Origin of the sequence: Promicromonospora citrea, from assembly GCF_013004695.1 — a bacterium.
Taxonomy (GTDB): domain Bacteria; phylum Actinomycetota; class Actinomycetes; order Actinomycetales; family Cellulomonadaceae; genus Promicromonospora; species Promicromonospora citrea.
The window spans coordinates 1-15,790 of the sequence record NZ_JABEMG010000102.1; the positions used below are offsets into that span (position 1 = coordinate 1).

Genomic DNA, 15,790 nt, shown 5'->3' on the forward strand with positions numbered 1-15,790 from the left:
CGGCCGCCGCGCTGGCCGTGACCCGGCCGGGCGCGCAGGACGCCGTGCCGGACGCCGCCGAGGTGGCGGCGCTGGCCGAAGGGAAGCACTCATGACCTACACGTTCGACCCGCTCGTGCCGCGGCCGATCGACCGGCCGACCGAGGTCGTCGTCGGCCCCCTGACCGCCGAGCAGAGCGTGGCGCTGGACGACGCGAAGATCTTCGCCGGGCCTGCTGACCCGGCCGACCGCGAGGCGTGGCGTGAGACCCTGCGCGCCTGGCGCGCGGACGCGCGCGACCGCCACGGGTACACCGGTGCGGCGTACGAGCGCCCCGAGGCGGCGTGGGCCGCCGGGTGCTCGACCGTGGCGCAGGTCTGGCTGTGGGACGAGCTCCTGTACTCGTTCGAGGAGCACCGGTTCACGCCCGAGCGGTTCCTCGCCGACGCCGCCGACCGGTTCGGCGGGCTGGACGCCGTCGTGCTGTGGCACGCGTACCCGGTGATCGGCCTGGACGACCGCAACCAGTGGGACTTCTACCGCGACGTGCCCGGCATCGTCGACCTGGTGGCGACGTTCCACGCGGCCGGGCTGCGTGTCTTCGTCGACTACAACCCGTGGGACGTCGGCACGCGCCGCGGCGCCGACGACGTCACCGAGCTGGCGTCCGTGGTGCGCGAGCTGGGGGCCGACGGCGTCTTCCTCGACACCCTGAAGAAGGCCGAGCCCGAGCTCGTCGCGCGGCTCGAGGAGGCGCGGCCCGGGATCGTGCTGGAGGGCGAGTCCAAGCTGCCGGTCGAGCGCATCGAGGACCACTCCTCGTCCTGGGCGCAGTTCTTCGCCGACTCGCCCGTGCCCGGCGTGCTGCGCGCGCACTGGTACGAGCGCAGGCACATGCAGCACCACGTGCGGCGCTGGCACCGCGACCACTCCGAGGAGCTGCAGTCCGCGTGGCTCAACGGCGTGGGCGTCATGGTCTGGGAGGTCGTCTTCGGGGTGTGGGTCGGCTGGTCGCGGCGCGACGCGGCGACCGTGCGCCGCCTCGTGACCGTCCAGCGGGCCGCGCGCGACCTCCTCCTCGAGGGGGAGTGGACGCCGCTGGCGCCGCTGTCCGCCGAGGCGGAGGCCGCGGGCGTGTACGCGTCGCGGTGGTCGCGCGACGGCGTGACGCTGTGGACGCTGGTGAACCGGGGCGAGACCGACTACGCGGGTCCGGTCCTGGCGCCGGACGCCGCGGAGCGGTCGAGCGGGCGGCTGGTCCCGCTCACCGACGCGACCGGCGCGTCGGACGTGACCGTTCCCGCCCGCGGCATCGCCGCCCTGCTGCACGTCGCCGACGGCACGCCGGACCCGGCGTGGCCGGCAGGGCTCGATCTCGTCCCGCACGACGCGGACGCCCGCTTCCCGCACCGCCTCGCGCGCCGGCTCCGACCGGCGGCCGTGGTGGAGCCCGGCACGCCGGACCCGTCCGCCGTCGTCGTCCCCGCGGGCGACCACGTGCTCACGGTGCGGTACCGCGCCCGGGAGACCGGCATGTACCAGGGCGCGCCGTACGTGGACGAGTGGAAGCCGCTGCCCCCGCGCCTGCACGACGCCCGGACCCTGCAGCGGGACGGCGTGCTCGCGACGCCGGTCGCGGTCGCGTCGGCCGAGGTGACGAACGCCCAGTTCGCGGAGTTCCTCGCGGCGACGGGGTACGAGCCCGCCGTGCCGCACCGGTTCCTCGCGCACTGGTCGGACGGCCGCCCGCCCGCCGCCGAAGCTGACCACCCGGTCACCTTCGTCGATCTCGACGACGCCAGGGCCTACTGCGCCTGGGCCGGCGGCCGCCTGCCCACCGAGGACGAGTGGCAGCTCGCGGGTGAGGCCCGACCGGACCTGTTCGGCGTGGACCGGCCGGGACCCGCCGTCTGGAGCTGGACCGAGAGCGAGCACAGCGACGGTCGTACCCGCTTCGTCATGCTGAAGGGCGGCAGCGACCACGGTGCCGAGGGCTCCGACTGGTACGTCGAGGCCGGCCGGCGCTCGCCGGACCACACGGTGAAGCTCCTGGTCCCCGGGCTGGGTCTGGCCCGGAGCGCCGCCGTCGGCTTCCGGTGCGCGTGGGAGGTGCCCGCATGACCGTCTCCCGCGACCCCGCCGACGGCGCCCTCGCGGGCCTGCGCGTCGTCGACGCCTCGACGCTGTTCGCCGGGCCCATGGCGGCGATGCACCTGGGCGACCTGGGCGCGTCCGTGACCAAGGTGGAGCACCCGGACCGGCCCGACCCGTCGCGCACGCACGGGGCGGCCAAGGACGGCGTCAACCTCTGGTGGAAGACCCTCGGCCGGAACAAGCGCACCGTCACGGCGAACCTCGGCTCGCCCGGCGGCCGCGAGGTCTTCCTCGCGCTGGCCGAGCAGGCCGACGTCGTCATCGAGAACTTCCGCCCCGGCACGCTCGAGCGGTGGGGCCTGGGCTGGGAGGAGCTGTCGGAGCGCAACCCGCGGCTCGTGCTGGCCCGGGTGTCCGGGTTCGGGCAGGTCGGGCCCTATCGCACGCGCCCGGGGTTCGGCACGCTGGCCGAGGCGATGAGCGGCTTCGCCGCGATGACGGGGGAGCCCGACGGCCCGCCGACGCTGCCGCCGTTCGGTCTGGCGGACGGTGTGGCGTCGCTCGCGACCGCGTTCGCGATCATGACGGCTCTCTCGGCGCGGGAGCGGACGGGGCGCGGGCAGGTCGTCGACACCGCGATCGTCGAGCCGATCCTCGCGATGCTCGGGCCGCAGATCACGCGCTGGGACCAGCTGCGCACCGTGCAGCCGCGCACGGGCAACCGGTCGAGCAACAACGCGCCGCGCAACACCTACCGCACGAGCGACGGGCACTGGGTCGCGGTCTCGACGTCGGCCCAGTCGATCGCGGAGCGGGTGGTGCGCCTCGTGGGGCGGGCGGACCTCGTGGACGAGCCGTGGTTCGCGCGCGGCGTCGACCGGGCGCGGCACGCCGACGAGCTCGACGAGGCCGTGGGTGGCTGGATCGCGCAGCGCACGCGCGACGAGGTGGTGCGCGCCTTCGAGGAGGCGCAGGCCGCCGTCGCGCCCGTGTACGACGCGCGGGACATCGTCGAGGACCTGCAGTTCCGGGCGCTGGGCACCATCCACGAGATCGACGACCCCGACCTCGGGCCGATGCTCATGCAGGGGCCGCTGTTCCGGCTCTCGGACCACGACGCCGTCATCCGCCACACCGGCCGCGCGCACGGTGCGGACACCGACCAGGTGCTGGCCGAGCTCGGGTTCTCGCCCGAGCGCGTCGCGCAGCTACGGGAGGAGGGCGCGGTATGACGCCGCTGACCCTGCTCTACGTGCCCGCCGACCGCCCCGACCGGGTGGCCAAGGCGCTGGCGTCGGCCGCCGACGTCGTGCTGGTCGACCTCGAGGACGCCGTCGCGGCGTCGCGCAAGGACGAGGCGCGGGCGAACGCCCGGGTGGCTCTCGCCGCCGTGGAGCGGCCCGTGCAGGTGCGGATCAACCACCGCGGCACGCCGTGGCACGCCGCCGACGTCGCCCTGGTGGCGTCCCTGCCCGTGTCCGTGGGCGTGCGGGTGCCGAAGGTGGAGACCGTGCCGGAGGTGCAGGAGCTGGCGGCGGCCCTGCCGGGCCGGGGACTGCACCTGCTGCTCGAGTCGGCGCTCGGGGTCGAGCGTGCGTTCGAGCTCGCGACGGCGTCGCCCCAGGTGGCGTCGATCGGGCTCGGCGAGGCGGACCTGCGCTCCGACCTCCGCGTCGCCGACGACGCCGGCCTGACCTGGGCGCGCAGCCGCGTCGTCGTCGCGGCCCGGGCCGCCGGGCTGGCGCCGCCCGCGATGTCGGTCTACCCGAACGTGCGCGACCACGACGGGCTGGCGGCGTCCTGCCGCGCGGGCCGTGCGCTCGGCTTCAGCGGCCGGGCGGCGCTCCACCCGGGCCAGCTCGAGGTGATCCGCTCGGCGTTCCTGCCCTCGGCCGAGGAGGTCGCCGCCGCTCGCGAGGTGCTGGAGCGCGTCGACGCGGCCGCCACCGACGGCGTCGGGGCGGTGGCGCTGGAGGACGGGACGTTCCTCGACGTGGCGATGGTGGAGCGGGCGCGGTGGGTGGTGGAGCTGGGCACCTCTTGAGACTTCTGTCGTGAGGCGATAGGTTTCTATCGTTTCTCGATAGGAGGCGTTTATGAAACCGGTGACGACAGGCCTGCTCCGCGCGGTGATCGTGCTGCTCGTGCTCGGGACGTTGCTCGCGCAGCTGGTCGTCCTCCCGGACCTCTCCCTGAGCCTCGAGTACCGCTATCCGGAGGCCGCGCACCTGCGGGTCCCCACGCTCGTCGTGTCGGTGATCGGGCTGGTGCCCTTGCATGTGGTGCTCGTCTGCGTGTGGCGGCTCGTGGGGATGGTGCGCCGGGACGCGGTGTTCTCGCCGGCGGCGTTCCGGTGGGTCGACGCGATGATCTGGTCGGCCCTCGCCGCCGCCGCCCTCGCGCTCGGGCTGCTCGGGTGGCTCACGGGGGCGACCCAGGACACGGGCCTGCAGCCCGGCATCGGTTTGACGCTGCTCGGCTCCGCGGTGCTGGCGGTCGGCGTCGGGCTCCTCGTCGTCGTGCTGCGGGGCCTCCTCGTCAAGGCCGTGGGCTGGAAGGGTGAGGCCACGGCGCTGCGCGCCGAGCTGGACGAGGTGATCTGATGCCGATCGTCGTCGACATCGACGTCATGCTCGCGCGCCGCAAGATGTCCGTGGGCGAGCTGGCCGAGCGGATCGGGATCACTCCGGCGAACCTGGCGGTGCTCAAGAACGGGCGCGCCAAGGCGGTCCGGTTCGCGACGCTGGACGCCCTGTGCGTGGCGCTGGAGTGCCAGCCGGGTGACCTGCTGCGGTGGGTGCCGGACTGAGGTCGTGCTCGAAGGGGGCTGGGTGGGTGCACCGGCTGTGGACGGGGCTCGTTCGACGCGCGGTGTGTACAGGTGTGCGATAGGTTGATGGCATGACGCGAACGGGTGGTGTGACGGGGAAGGTGGGCCGGCGGCCTACCGATCCCGAGCTGCCCGGCGGCAGGACGGGTGCCGAAGGTCTGGCTGGTGATGGCCTGGCCGGTGATGGCCTGGGCGTCGACGGTGTGGGCGTCGACGGTGTGGCTGTGGTGCGAGCGATGCGCGAGGCGTTGGCGGTGTTGCCGGTGCCGGGTGTCGATGACGACGGCAGCGGCGAGGTCGAGGGTGTCCCGGCCGAGGTCCAGGCGCGCTGGGTGGACATGCTGGGGGAGCTGGAGGCGGTCAAGAGTGCGGTGACCGCGACCCAGGCGCGTCTGGCGGTGGCGTTGGACCAGGCTACGCGTGCTGATGAGGAGCGTCGGGGTGTTCGGCCGGAGCGTCGTGGACGGGGTGTGCCGGGTCAGGTCGGTGCTGCGTTGAGGATCAGCCCGCACGCCGGTGGCGGGTTCGTGTCCACGTCACGGGTGTGGGTGACCCTCATGCCGCACACCTTCGCCGCCCTGCAGGCCGGGGTCCTGTCGCCGTGGCGGGCCGGTCTGCTGGTGCGGGAGACGTCGCACCTGTCCTCGGAGCACCGGGGCCTGATCGACGAGGAGCTGTGCGGCCCGGATGGCCGGGAAGCTCTGGCGGGTCTGGGCACGCGCCGGTTGGTCGCGCGGGTCAAGGAGCTGGCGGCCCGGTGGGACGTGCACGCCTGCCTCAAGCGCAACGCGAAGGCCGTGGGTGAGCGGCGGGTGTCGTTGCGCCCGGCTCCGGATCTGATGGTGTACCTGACCGCGCTGGTGCCGATGGTGGAGGGTGTGCAGGCGTATGCCCAGCTCAAGGCGGACGCCGAGGCGATCAAGGCGGCCGGGCAGGCTCGGCCGTCCGGAACGACCGGCGGTGCGGGTGCCGGTGGTGCGGGTGCCGGTGAGGCCCGCGGGGTGGGTCAGATCATGGCCGACACCCTGATCGAGCGGGTTGCCGGTCGTGGGCCGGGTGAGGCCTCTCAGGTGCCGGTGACGGTGAACCTGCTGGTCTCGGACCGGACCCTGTTGGCCGGTGGGGACGGCCCCGCGGTCGTGGTGGAGGGCGCGGCCGGTGGTGCGGGTGTGGTGCCCGCCCCGGTCGCACGGCACGTGGTCGCGGGTGGGATCGATGCGGGCGGCGCGTGGTTGCGCAGCATCTACGTCACGCCGCGGGGCCGGTTGCTGGCCACGTCCTCGACGTCGCGGTTCTTCCCGCCGGGGTTGAGCGCGTTGTTGCGTGCCCGCGAGCAGGGCATCTGCGCCATGCCGTGGTGCGACGCCCCCGTGCGGCACCTGGACCACGTGACCCCGCACGCGCAGGGTGGTGTCACGAGTCTGGGCAACGGGCAAGGGTTGTGCGCGGGTTGTAACCACGGCAAGCAGGCACCTGGGTGGGTGCAGAAGTGCGTGGAGGTCGAGGGCAGGCACGGGGTGGAGACCCGGACCCCGACCGGGCACACCTATGTCACGGTCGCGCCCACGCCGCCGGCCCCGGTCCAGGACCCGGCGTGGACTCCCGCGGTCGGCCTCACGGGCCCCGCCCCCGGGCGGGTCCCACGCAGCCGGTACCAGATCGGCTGCCAGGCCCGCACCGACCGGGACCTGATCGCCTACCAGCCGGCGGCCACGCGGGTGAATCCATCGGTCGAGCCAACGGGGCCCCGCTACGCTCCGGCGAGTGACCCAGCCTCCCGTGTTCGCCCCGGACGCTCTCCTCAGGTTCACCGTGCAGGGCACCATCATGACCTCGAACCTGATCGCGCCCTCGCTCACCATCGACGGGTACGACGCCCCGGTCCCGGTCTGCGGGACCCGGGACATCCCGATCATGTCCGGCCGGCACCGTCTCGCGGCCCACTCACGGTGGATGCGGCGGTACGGGCACGCCTCGCTCGACATCGACATCGCGCCGGGGCAGGTGCTCGAGGTCTTCTACGCGCCCCCGCACCACCAGTTCGACGATCGCGGGGCAATGGGGTCGAGCCCGCAGGTGCGGCGGGGCGTCGGCGCGCTGGTCGGCGTCTGGGTCGCCGTGGGGATGGTGGTCCTGGTGCCGATCGTCGCGGTCGTGGCGCTGGCCTGACCCGTCAGCCCACGTACGCCCCCGCGTACTCCGCGTCCGGCGGCACGACGGTGATGACGTCGACCATCACCCCGTCGGGCGCGGCCACGATGAAGTGGCGCTGACCGAAGGGCTCGGTGCGCAGCGGCAGCAGCTCGGTCAGGCCTGCCTCGCCGACGAGTCGGCGGTGCTCGGCGTCGACGTCGTCGACCTCGAGGTTGAGCAGCAGCCCGCCCTGCAGCGGGGTGCGGTAGCCCTCGGGGACGGTCGGGTGCGTGTGGTCGAGCAGGGCGAGCTCGTAGTGCGGGGCGTCGGGGCGGCGCAGGCTGACGTACCAGTCGGCCTCGAAGGTCACCTCGAACCCGAGGTGCGACTGGTAGAAGCTGCGCGCCGCGACGACGTCGCGCGTCGCGAGCACGGGGTAGAAGCCGGTGAGCGTCACAGGTGCCTCCTCGCATCAATTCACATACCCGCAGTATGTGAAACCGAACGCTAACATACTCGGGGTATGTGAAATGAGGGGAGACCGGGTGAGCAGGGCGGAGCAACGGGAGGCGACGCGGCGCGCGCTGCTGGCCGAGGGGCGGCGCCGGTTCGCCGCCGATGGGTACCACGACGTCGTCCTCGCGGAGGTCGCACAGGCCGTCGGTGTGACGAAGGGTGCCGCCTACCACCACTTCGAGAGCAAGCTCGGCCTCTTCCGCGCGGTGGTCGCCGAGGTGCAGCGGGAGCTGGGCGAGCAGGTCGCCGCCGCGGCCGACGCGCACGCCGACCCCTGGGAGCAGCTCCGCGCCGGCTGCCACGCGTTCCTCGCGGCGGGCCGGGACCCGACCGTCCGCCGGGTCGTCCTGCTGGACGCGCCCGCGACGCTCGGTTGGGACGAGTGGCGCGCCCTGGACGAGGAGTTCTCCGCGCGGCACCTGGCCGACGCGCTCACGGCCCTCGTCGACGCGGGCGTCGTGGCGGACCAGCCCGTCGAGCCCCTGACGCACCTGCTCTCCGGCGCGATGAACGAGGCAGCCCTGTGGCTCGCCCGGTCGGCGGACCCGGAGGCCCTCGTGTCCGCGCAGCGCGCGCTGGACGGCCTGCTCGAAGGTCTCCGGGCCCGCTGACGGCTCACGGCACGAGCACGATCCGGCCGAACACCTCGCCGTCGTCCATCCGTCGGTGCGCCTCGGCGGCCCGGTCCAGCGGGAGCACGTCGTGCACCACGGCGTGCAGGTCCCCGCGCGCGACGGCGGCCAGGTGCTCGGCCCGGACGCCGTTGCGTGCCTCGACTGGCACCGTGTTCAGGCTGAACGTCGCCACCGACCGCGACTGCTGGAACGACTCGAGCAGCCGCGCCCCGAGATCGCCCGGCGGCATGCCCGCCACGGCCCCGACGAGCACCATCCGCCCGTTCGGAGCCAGCCGGTCGAGGTAGTCGGCGGTCGTCGGGCCGCCCACGATGTCGACGATCACGTCGTAGGTCTCCGGCGCGTCGCCCGCGCCCGAGCGGTCCAGCACGTACGTCGCGCCCAGGGTGCGGAGCCGCTCGCCCCGCTCGGCCGACGACGTCGTCACCGCCACGACGCCGGCCCGCGCCGCGAGCTCGACCGCGGCGATGCCGATGCTGCCCGCCGCGCCGCGCACCAGGACGGACTCGCCCTCGGCGTGGTGCACGTGCGCGAGCCCGAAGTGCGCGACGGGACCCGCGCTGCCGATCGTCACCGCGTCCACGGGGGACAGGCCCTCCGGCAGCTCGGTGAGGTCGTCGAGCCGGGCGACCGCCTGCTCGGCGTACGCGCCGCCGTACCCCGTGAACGCCCAGACGCGGCGCCCGACCCAGTCGCCCGGGACGCCGTCGCCGACCGCGGTCACGGTGCCGGCCGCCTCGCTGCCGAGCACGGTCCCCGCCGGGAACAGCCCGGAGCTGATCGTGCCCCGGCGGATCACGGCGTCGACGCCGGCCACGCCGGCCGCCTCGACGGTCAGGGCCAGCTCGCCCGGCCCGGGGGCGGGCGCGGGGGTCTCCCGCACCGTGAGCCCGCTCGGGTCGCCGAACCGGTCGATGGTCACTGCACGCATGTCGTTCTCCGTCGTCGAGAAGGTGTCGAGAAGTTGGTACGGTCGGGACGCTAACGGACGCCTGCGTCCACTTGGAGGAAGTGAGAGAGATGAGCGAGACGTTGTCCCACAAGCTCCGGTCCGACGCCCAGGACAACCGGGAACGGATCCTCGAGGCGGCACGCGAGCTCTATGCCGAGCAGGGCATCGACGTGACCATGCGCCAGGTCGCGCGGCACGCCGGCGTCGGCCCCGCGACGCTGTACCGCCGCTTCCCCGCCCGCCAGGTGCTGCTCGAGGCGGTGTTCGCGGACGAGGCGCGCGCGTGCGTCGGCATCGTCGACGACGGCTGCGCCGACCCCGATCCCTGGCGCGGCTTCTGCTCGGTGATCGAGGGGATCATGGTGCTCAACGTCGGCAACCAGGGCTTCGTCGACGCCTTCCTCGCGGACCGGGGGCGCGACGCCGACGCGTTCATCGAGCACCGCAGGACCGTCGTGGCCCGGCTCCGCGTGCTCGCGCGCCGCGCCACGGCGGCGGGCAGGCTCCGGCCCGACTTCGTGGTCGACGACCTGCTGCTCGTGCTCCTGGCCGGCCGCGGGCTCGCCGTGACGCCCGCGACGCGCACCGTCGCGGCGGCGCGCCGGTTCGCGGCGCTCGCGATCGAGTCGTTCCGGGCCTCCGCCGACAACGGGACCCTCCCGCCCCGGGCGCGGGTCGCCGCCGCCCTGCAGCGCGAGCACGTGGCGGCGCCCGGCGCCACCGAGCTGCTACCGATGAGTCCGCTGCCGTCCGGTCGTCGGTAGGGGGAGGCGCCGACGTCCGGCGCCGCCACCGGGAGGATCCGATGACCGAGACATCAGCACGGACGGCGCGCCCCGCCGTCGTCGACCTGGACGCCTGGCAGGCCGCGCGTGACGAGCTCCTCGTGCGCGAGAAGGCGCACACCCGCGCGGGCGACGCCCTGGCGGCCGAGCGCAGGCGGCTGCCGATGGTCGAGGTCGACGGCACGACGGAGGTGGTCGGCGCGGACGGCCCGGTCCCGTTCGTCGACCTCTTCCAGGGCCGCGACGAGCTGCTCGTCTACCAGCACATGTGGCACGACGGCGAGCCGCACGGCCGCCAGTGCCCCGGCTGCACCCTCAACGCGTGGCACGTGCAGCAGTCGGCCCCGTACCTGGCCGTGCGCGGCGTCTCGCTCGCGATCCTCACGGAGGGTCCGTGGGACGAGGTCGACCCGTACGTCGACTTCATGGGCTACACCGAGCCCTGGTACTCGGTGCGCGGCCTCGACGCGCCGATCGGTGGCGGGATGGGTCACCTCGAGTGCTTCCTGCGCGACGGCGACCACGTCTACCTCACCTACCGCACCACGGGCCGCGGCAACGAGCCCGCCGCGGGCATCTTCGGTCTGCTCGACATGACGCCCCACGGCCGGCTCGAGTCCTGGCAGGAGGTGCCGGACGGCTGGCCGGAGGGGCACGAGTCGTGCTGGTACTGGGCCAGCGACGTCGACGGCAAGGGGACCTGGGGCCGGACCGGCCGCCCGACGCCGCAGTGGAGCCTGCCGGGGGTGACGGACTACGACCGCCCGTAGCGCGTGACGAAGTCCTCGACCGCGCACGCCGCCGCGCCGCGTGCCCAGTCCACGAACCGCAGCGGACGCAGCTCGAGCGCCGTGCGCGCCGCCGAGCCGAAGGCGTGCCGCTCGAACGCCTCGCGCACGTGGGGTTCCATGACGTCGTAGTCGGTGCCGACGGCCTCGCCCGTGATGAGCACGTGCTCGGGGCCGAGCAGGTTCGCGACCGTCGCGATGCCGGTGCCCACGGCCCGGCCCGCCTCGGCGAGGACCCGCTCGGCCTCGGGCTGCCCGGCGCGGGCCAGGCGGGCCACCTCGTCGAGGGTCGTCGCGGGCAGGCCCGCCGCCGCGGCCCGGTCGAGGATCGCGCGCGACCCCGCGATCGCCTCGACGCAGCCGCGGTTGCCGCAGTGGCACGGCGGGCCGTCGGGATCGACCAGCACGTGCCCCACCTCGCCGGCCACGCCCGAGTGGCCGCGCACCACGTGCCCCTCGACCAGCAGCGCCGACCCGACGCCCGCGCCGACGGTCACCAGCGCGAGCGAGGACAGGCCGCGCCCGACGCCGTACCAGCGCTCGCCGGTGAGCAGCGCGCGCACGTCGTTCTCCACCGTGGTGGGCAGCCCGGTGCGCGCGGCCACCTGGTCGCGCAGGGGCACGTCCCGCCAGCCGAGGAACGGGGAGTAGGCGACGTGGCCGGCGTCGACGTCGCCCGCCGTCGCCAGCCCGACGCCGCCCACCTCGGGGCGCCCGGCACGCAGGCCCGCGACCAGCTCCGCGACGCGCTCGACGACGGCCTCGGGCCGCGGGTCGTCGACCGGCACGGACGACTCGTCGAGCACCCCGCACCGCAGGTCCGCCACGACGCCGAACAGCCGGTCCGCCGTGAGCTTCACGCCCACCACCTGGTGCGCCAGGGCGCGCAGGGTCACCGTCGTGGCCGGGCGGCCCAGGGCGCCCTCGGCGGGCACGCGCTCACCGGTCTCGTCGAGCAGGCCCGCCTCGAGCAGCGGCCGCACGGCCCGCGTGATGGCGCCGGCGGTCAGGCCGGTGTCGTGGGCCAGACCGGTCCGGGTCGCGTCCCCGTGCAGGACGAGCTGCCGCAGCACGCGGGTCGCCGCCGGGCTGAGCGCGGGCTCCGACCGGTGGACGTCGGCCGACCTGCTCGAAGACATGGCACGACCCTAGTGGCGCTGCCGGGTCCGCAGGGCTCCGGCAAGGAGCACCACGAGCACACCGGCGACCGGGACGACGAGCAGGCCGGTGCGCAGCCCGACGGCGTCGGCGACCATGCCGACCAGGGGCGGCGAGGCGAGGAACCCGAGCCGCAGGAGCCACGACACGACGGTCAGGCCCGTGCCCGGGCGCAGGCCGGGCAGCTCGTCGGCCTCGTGCATCGCGGCGGGGATGATTGTCGCGCTGCCCAGGCCCGCGACGGCGAACCCGGCGATGGTGCCGGGCACGGTCGGCCAGGCGAGCGCCACGCCCATGCCGACCGCGATGAGGACGCCGCCCGCGCGGGCGACGGCGCGCTGACCGAACCGGTCGACCAGCCGGTCGCCGACGAGGCGGCCGACGGTCTGCGCGCCGACGAGCGCGACGTAGCCGGTCGCGGCGAGCGCGGCGGGGGCACCGAGCGAGCCGTGCAGGTAGAGGGTGGCCCACGAGCTGCCCGCGTCCTCCACGAGCGTGCCGCCGATCGCGAGGAGCACGAGCGCGCCGAGGAGCACGACGGTGCGGGCGCTCGGGCCGCCCGTGCGCAGGCCGGGGGTGGTGGCGGTGGTGCCCGCGTCGGCGGCGTCGCCGTCCGGGCCGCGGAGGCGGAAGTGGAAGGCGACCGCCGCGACGACGGCGAAGAGCGCGAGCGAGGTCCCCAGGTGCACGCCCAGCGGGACGCCGAGCGCGATGGCGGCCGCGGCCATGGACCCGCCGAGCACCGCCCCGATCGACCACACCGCGTGGAAGCCGTTGATGATCGACCGCCCGTACCGGCGCTGCACGCGCAGGCCGTGGGTGTTCTGCGCGACGTCGGTGATCGCGTCCGAGGCCCCGCCGAGGAACAGGGCGGCGACGAGCAGCGCGAAGGTCGGTGACAGGCCCGCCGCGAGCGTGCCGGCGCCCGTCAGCACCGTGCCGACCGCCGCGACGCCCGCCGACCCGAACCGGCGTACCACGAAGCCTGCCGCGAGGCCCGAGACGACGGAGCCGGTCGGGAACGCCGCGATCGCCAGGCCGTAGGACGCGTTGTCCAGCTCGAGCGCGGACTTGATCTCCGGCAGGCGTGGCACGAGGTTGGCGTACAGCGCGCCGTTGGTCAGGAACATCGCGCCGACGGCGCCGCGGGCACGGCGCACGGCGAGGTCCGGACGGGTGGGGGGAGGAGCCATGTGGACGAGCGTACACATCGAGCGTACGGACGTACACATCGCCCGCTACAGTGACCCGCATGACCACGCGCCGGTACGACCCCGACCGCAGGGACAGGATCATCGACGCGTGCCTCGACCTCGTCGCGGAGGTGGGCGTCGCCGGGGTCTCGCACCGCAAGGTCGCCGCGCGGGCCGACGTGCCGCTGGGGTCGATGACCTACCACTTCGCCGGCATGGACGAGCTGCTGCGCGAGGCGTTCGGCCGGTTCGCGCGGACCGTCAGCGACGGGTTCGAGCGGCGCATGAGGGAGGCGACCGACCTGGACGGCGCCCGCGCCGCCGTCGTCGCGATCATCACGGAGGACCTGTTCGGCACGCAGCGCGACCTCGTGCTCACCCACGAGCTCTACACGCTCGCCGCGCGCGAGCCCGCCTACCGCGCGCTGACCAACGCCTGGATGGCCCGGTCGCGGGCCGCGCTCGAACGGCACTTCGACCCGGCCACGGCCCGCCTGCTCGACGCGCTGATCGAGGGGCTGACCATCCACCGCGCCCTGGACACGGAGGCGCCGCTGCCCGGCACGGTCACCGAGGCTGTGCGGCGCGTCACGACGCCGCGCTAGGCGGAACATCTGCCCGCCGGGCGCGTTGTGGCTGGTGTGAGCGATGTGCTGAACCGGGCCACCGTCGTCGTGATCGGCGGCGGGCAGGCCGGGCTGTCCGCCGCCTACCACCTCCTGCGGCGGGGGTTCGTGAGCGCGGTCGAGCAGCCGGGCGCCGCGCGCACCTTCGTCGTGCTCGACGCCAACCCGGCACCCGGCGGCGCGTGGCAGCACCGCTGGGAGTCGCTGCGGATGGCGACCGTCAACGGCATCTTCGACCTGCCGGGCCTGGCGCAGCCCGCCGTCGACGCGAGCGAGGCGAGCCGGGACGCCGTGCCGCGCTACTTCGCGGGCTACGAGCGGGCGTTCGACCTGCCGGTGCTGCGGCCCGTGCACGCCGTGGCCGTGCGCCGCGCCGACGACGACCCGGACGGCGAGCTGGTCGTCACCACCGACCGCGGGACGTGGACCACCCGGTTCGTGATCAACGCGACCGGCACGTGGACCAACCCCGTGCTGCCCCGGTACCCGGGGCACGACACGTTCGTCGGCCGCCAGCTCCACACGCGCGACTACGTGCGCGCCGAGGACTTCGCCGGACGCCGCGTCGCCGTCGTGGGCGGCGGCATCTCGGCGATCCAGCTCCTGGAGGAGATCTCCCGCGTCGCCACCACCCGGTGGTACACGCGGCGCGAGCCGGTGTTCCGCGACGGCGCGTTCACGCCCGAGACCGGGGGCCGCGAGACGATCGCCAAGGTCATGGCCGACGTCGCGGCGGGTCGCCCCACGGGCAGCGTCGTCTCCTACACGGGGCTGATCTGGACGCCGTACGCCCGGGCCGCCCGGGAGCGCGGGGCGCTGGAGCGCCGGCCGATGTTCACGGCCGTCGAGCCGATGGGCGTGCGCGAGGCCGACGGGTCGTTCACGCCGGTCGACGTCATCCTCTGGGCGACCGGCTTCAAGGCCGACCTGGCGCACCTCGACCCGCTCGGGCTGCGCAACGAGCTCGGCGGCATCGCCATGGCGGGCACGCAGGTGGCCGCCGAGCCGCGCGTGCACCTCATCGGGTTCGGTCCGTCGCAGTCCACGGTGGGCGCCAACCGCGCGGGGCGCGAGGCCGTGACGGCGCTGGTGCGGCGGCTGCGCACGCCGGCGCCGGCCACCCGGTGAGCAGAGTCACTGCCCGCCGGCGTCCTCCCGTGCCACCATGGCCCCAGAGCCCGACGGGGCTCCCGGACGAGGGGTGCCGTACCCGGTGCGCGACAAGACGGCATCGAAGGAGCTGTCATGTCCTGGATCGTCCTCGTCCTGTCCGGCCTGCTGGAGGCCGTCTGGGCCACCGCGCTGAGCCGCTCGGAGGGGCTGAGCAACCTCTGGCCGAGCGTCACCTTCGGCGTCGCGCTCGTGGCGAGCATGGGCGGCCTCGCCTTCGCGATGCGTGACCTGCCCGTGGGCACCGCCTACGCCGTCTGGGTCGGCATCGGAGCGGCCGCGACCGTCGTCTGGGCGATGGCCACCGGCGCCGAGCCGTTCTCGGTCGTCCGCCTGCTGCTCATCGCGGGCCTGGTCGGCTGCGTCATCGGGCTCAAGCTCACGCACTGAGGCGACCGGGGCCGTCCCCGGCGAGAATGGCCCGGATGACCTGGACCCCCACCTCCTTCGCCCGGCACGGCGACGTCGAGCTCGCCTGGGACCGCTACGGCCAGGGCGGCGGCGTGCCGCTGCTGCTCATGATGGGCCTGGCGATCTCGCGGTTCTGGTGGCCGGACGGCCTCTGCCGGGCGCTCGCCGACGAGGGGTTCGACGTGATCCGCTACGACCAGCGGGACGCGGGGGAGTCGGCGCGGTTCACCGGACCCCTCGGACCGCCGCCCTACACGGCCGAGGACGTCGTGGACGACGCCGCCGCGGTGCTCGACGCCGCGGGCGCCGACCGGGCCGTCGTGCTCGGGCACTCGCTGGGCGGCATCACGGCGCAGCGGTTCGCGCTCCGGCACCCGGACCGCACGCTCGGGCTGGTGTCGTGCGACGCCCCGCCGAGCGACGCCGTCGGCCCGGGCGCCGTGCGGTACGTGCGGCCGGGGCTGGTGGCGCGGCTCGCCGCACGGCGGTACCCCGAGGGGCGGGAGGGGGACGCCGCGG

17 protein-coding genes and 1 riboswitch are annotated in these 15,790 nt (G+C 74.9%); of the genes, 13 read left to right on the top strand and 4 right to left on the bottom strand.

The features are described 5' to 3' along the window. Window positions 1-91 precede the first annotated feature (91 nt). The 6 genes from HLB15_RS17230 (at window position 92) to HLB15_RS17255 (ending at window position 7,073) form a co-directional block, all read left to right on the top strand. Window positions 92-2,101 carry an SUMF1/EgtB/PvdO family nonheme iron enzyme gene (locus HLB15_RS17230; protein ID WP_171106984.1) on the top strand — a complete coding sequence of 670 codons (2,010 nt, stop codon included), beginning with the start codon at window positions 92-94 and terminating at the stop codon, window positions 2,099-2,101. Then, a complete protein-coding gene (locus HLB15_RS17235) occupies window positions 2,098-3,306 on the top strand; it encodes a CaiB/BaiF CoA transferase family protein (RefSeq protein WP_171106985.1) in 1,209 nt (402 codons plus the stop codon). The genes HLB15_RS17230 and HLB15_RS17235 overlap by 4 nt, the downstream gene beginning before the upstream one ends. Next, window positions 3,303-4,118 carry an HpcH/HpaI aldolase/citrate lyase family protein gene (locus HLB15_RS17240; RefSeq protein WP_171106986.1) on the top strand — a complete coding sequence of 272 codons (816 nt, stop codon included), beginning with the start codon at window positions 3,303-3,305 and terminating at the stop codon, window positions 4,116-4,118. Before HLB15_RS17235 ends, HLB15_RS17240 begins: the two co-directional genes overlap by 4 nt. Before the next feature lie 52 nt (window positions 4,119-4,170). After that, window positions 4,171-4,677: a DUF2975 domain-containing protein gene (locus tag HLB15_RS17245; RefSeq protein WP_171106987.1), complete on the top strand. Its 507-nt coding sequence runs from the start codon at window positions 4,171-4,173 to the stop codon at window positions 4,675-4,677. Beyond that, window positions 4,677-4,883, top strand: coding sequence for a helix-turn-helix domain-containing protein (locus HLB15_RS17250; RefSeq protein ID WP_171106988.1), 207 nt, complete (start codon window positions 4,677-4,679; stop codon window positions 4,881-4,883). The genes HLB15_RS17245 and HLB15_RS17250 overlap by 1 nt, the downstream gene beginning before the upstream one ends. 1,785 nt (window positions 4,884-6,668) lie before the next feature. After that, complete coding sequence (locus tag HLB15_RS17255; RefSeq protein WP_171106989.1) at window positions 6,669-7,073, top strand: hypothetical protein; 405 nt, start codon at window positions 6,669-6,671, stop codon at window positions 7,071-7,073. A gap of 4 nt (window positions 7,074-7,077) precedes the next feature. On the opposite strand, the gene HLB15_RS17260 is transcribed toward HLB15_RS17255, so the two are convergent. After that, on the bottom strand, window positions 7,078-7,494 hold the full coding sequence (locus HLB15_RS17260; RefSeq protein ID WP_171106990.1) for a VOC family protein: 417 nt from the start codon (window positions 7,492-7,494) through the stop codon (window positions 7,078-7,080). Window positions 7,495-7,582: 88 nt separating this feature from the next. Here HLB15_RS17260 and HLB15_RS17265 point away from each other — a divergent pair, with 88 nt between their 5' ends. Continuing rightward, window positions 7,583-8,164, top strand: coding sequence for a TetR/AcrR family transcriptional regulator (locus HLB15_RS17265; RefSeq protein WP_229785052.1), 582 nt, complete (start codon window positions 7,583-7,585; stop codon window positions 8,162-8,164). Between the two features lie 4 nt (window positions 8,165-8,168). Here the strand turns inward: HLB15_RS17265 and HLB15_RS17270 are convergent, their stop codons facing one another. Beyond that, entirely contained in the window at window positions 8,169-9,119 is a 951-nt protein-coding gene (locus HLB15_RS17270; RefSeq protein WP_171106992.1) for a zinc-binding dehydrogenase, read from the bottom strand. An 89-nt stretch (window positions 9,120-9,208) separates the two neighbouring features. On the opposite strand from HLB15_RS17270, the gene HLB15_RS17275 reads away from it, so the two are divergent. Then, complete coding sequence (locus HLB15_RS17275) at window positions 9,209-9,904, top strand: TetR/AcrR family transcriptional regulator (protein WP_171106993.1); 696 nt, start codon at window positions 9,209-9,211, stop codon at window positions 9,902-9,904. A gap of 41 nt (window positions 9,905-9,945) precedes the next feature. Continuing rightward, window positions 9,946-10,695, top strand: coding sequence for a DUF899 family protein (locus HLB15_RS17280; protein WP_171106994.1), 750 nt, complete (start codon window positions 9,946-9,948; stop codon window positions 10,693-10,695). Here the strand turns inward: HLB15_RS17280 and HLB15_RS17285 are convergent. After that, on the bottom strand, window positions 10,680-11,852 hold the full coding sequence (locus HLB15_RS17285) for an ROK family transcriptional regulator (protein WP_171106995.1): 1,173 nt from the start codon (window positions 11,850-11,852) through the stop codon (window positions 10,680-10,682). The genes HLB15_RS17280 and HLB15_RS17285 overlap by 16 nt on opposite strands. A 9-nt stretch (window positions 11,853-11,861) precedes the next feature. Next, window positions 11,862-13,064, bottom strand: coding sequence for an MFS transporter (locus HLB15_RS17290; RefSeq protein ID WP_171106996.1), 1,203 nt, complete (start codon window positions 13,062-13,064; stop codon window positions 11,862-11,864). A 59-nt stretch (window positions 13,065-13,123) separates the two neighbouring features. Here HLB15_RS17290 and HLB15_RS17295 point away from each other — a divergent pair, with 59 nt between their 5' ends. The 4 genes from HLB15_RS17295 to HLB15_RS17310 all read left to right on the top strand — a co-directional run. After that, entirely contained in the window at window positions 13,124-13,669 is a 546-nt protein-coding gene (locus tag HLB15_RS17295; protein ID WP_171106997.1) for a TetR/AcrR family transcriptional regulator, read from the top strand. A 36-nt stretch (window positions 13,670-13,705) separates the two neighbouring features. Next, window positions 13,706-14,818: an NAD(P)-binding domain-containing protein gene (locus HLB15_RS17300; protein WP_229785054.1), complete on the top strand. Its 1,113-nt coding sequence runs from the start codon at window positions 13,706-13,708 to the stop codon at window positions 14,816-14,818. 43 nt (window positions 14,819-14,861) lie between these two features. Further along, window positions 14,862-14,925: riboswitch (guanidine-III (ykkC-III) riboswitch) on the top strand. A gap of 10 nt (window positions 14,926-14,935) precedes the next feature. Further along, entirely contained in the window at window positions 14,936-15,250 is a 315-nt protein-coding gene (locus tag HLB15_RS17305; protein ID WP_171106998.1) for a DMT family transporter, read from the top strand. 35 nt (window positions 15,251-15,285) lie between these two features. Further along, window positions 15,286-15,790, top strand: a 505-nt coding sequence (locus HLB15_RS17310; protein WP_171106999.1) for an alpha/beta fold hydrolase, incomplete at its 3' end; no start/stop codon positions are given.

Bases quoted from the DNA above. Each gene is read 5' to 3' on its own strand.
- HLB15_RS17230 (WP_171106984.1), top strand. From the start codon at position 92: ATGACCTACACGTTCGACCCGCTCGTGCCGCGGCCGATCGACCGGCCG.
- HLB15_RS17235 (WP_171106985.1), top strand. From the start codon at position 2,098: ATGACCGTCTCCCGCGACCCCGCCGACGGCGCCCTCGCGGGCCTGCGC.
- HLB15_RS17240 (WP_171106986.1), top strand. From the start codon at position 3,303: ATGACGCCGCTGACCCTGCTCTACGTGCCCGCCGACCGCCCCGACCGG.
- HLB15_RS17245 (WP_171106987.1), top strand. From the start codon at position 4,171: ATGAAACCGGTGACGACAGGCCTGCTCCGCGCGGTGATCGTGCTGCTC.
- HLB15_RS17250 (WP_171106988.1), top strand. From the start codon at position 4,677: ATGCCGATCGTCGTCGACATCGACGTCATGCTCGCGCGCCGCAAGATG.
- HLB15_RS17270 (WP_171106992.1), bottom strand. From the start codon at position 9,119: ATGCGTGCAGTGACCATCGACCGGTTCGGCGACCCGAGCGGGCTCACG.
- HLB15_RS17275 (WP_171106993.1), top strand. From the start codon at position 9,209: ATGAGCGAGACGTTGTCCCACAAGCTCCGGTCCGACGCCCAGGACAAC.
- HLB15_RS17280 (WP_171106994.1), top strand. From the start codon at position 9,946: ATGACCGAGACATCAGCACGGACGGCGCGCCCCGCCGTCGTCGACCTG.
- HLB15_RS17285 (WP_171106995.1), bottom strand. From the start codon at position 11,852: ATGTCTTCGAGCAGGTCGGCCGACGTCCACCGGTCGGAGCCCGCGCTC.
- HLB15_RS17290 (WP_171106996.1), bottom strand. From the start codon at position 13,064: ATGGCTCCTCCCCCCACCCGTCCGGACCTCGCCGTGCGCCGTGCCCGC.
- HLB15_RS17295 (WP_171106997.1), top strand. From the start codon at position 13,124: ATGACCACGCGCCGGTACGACCCCGACCGCAGGGACAGGATCATCGAC.
- HLB15_RS17305 (WP_171106998.1), top strand. From the start codon at position 14,936: ATGTCCTGGATCGTCCTCGTCCTGTCCGGCCTGCTGGAGGCCGTCTGG.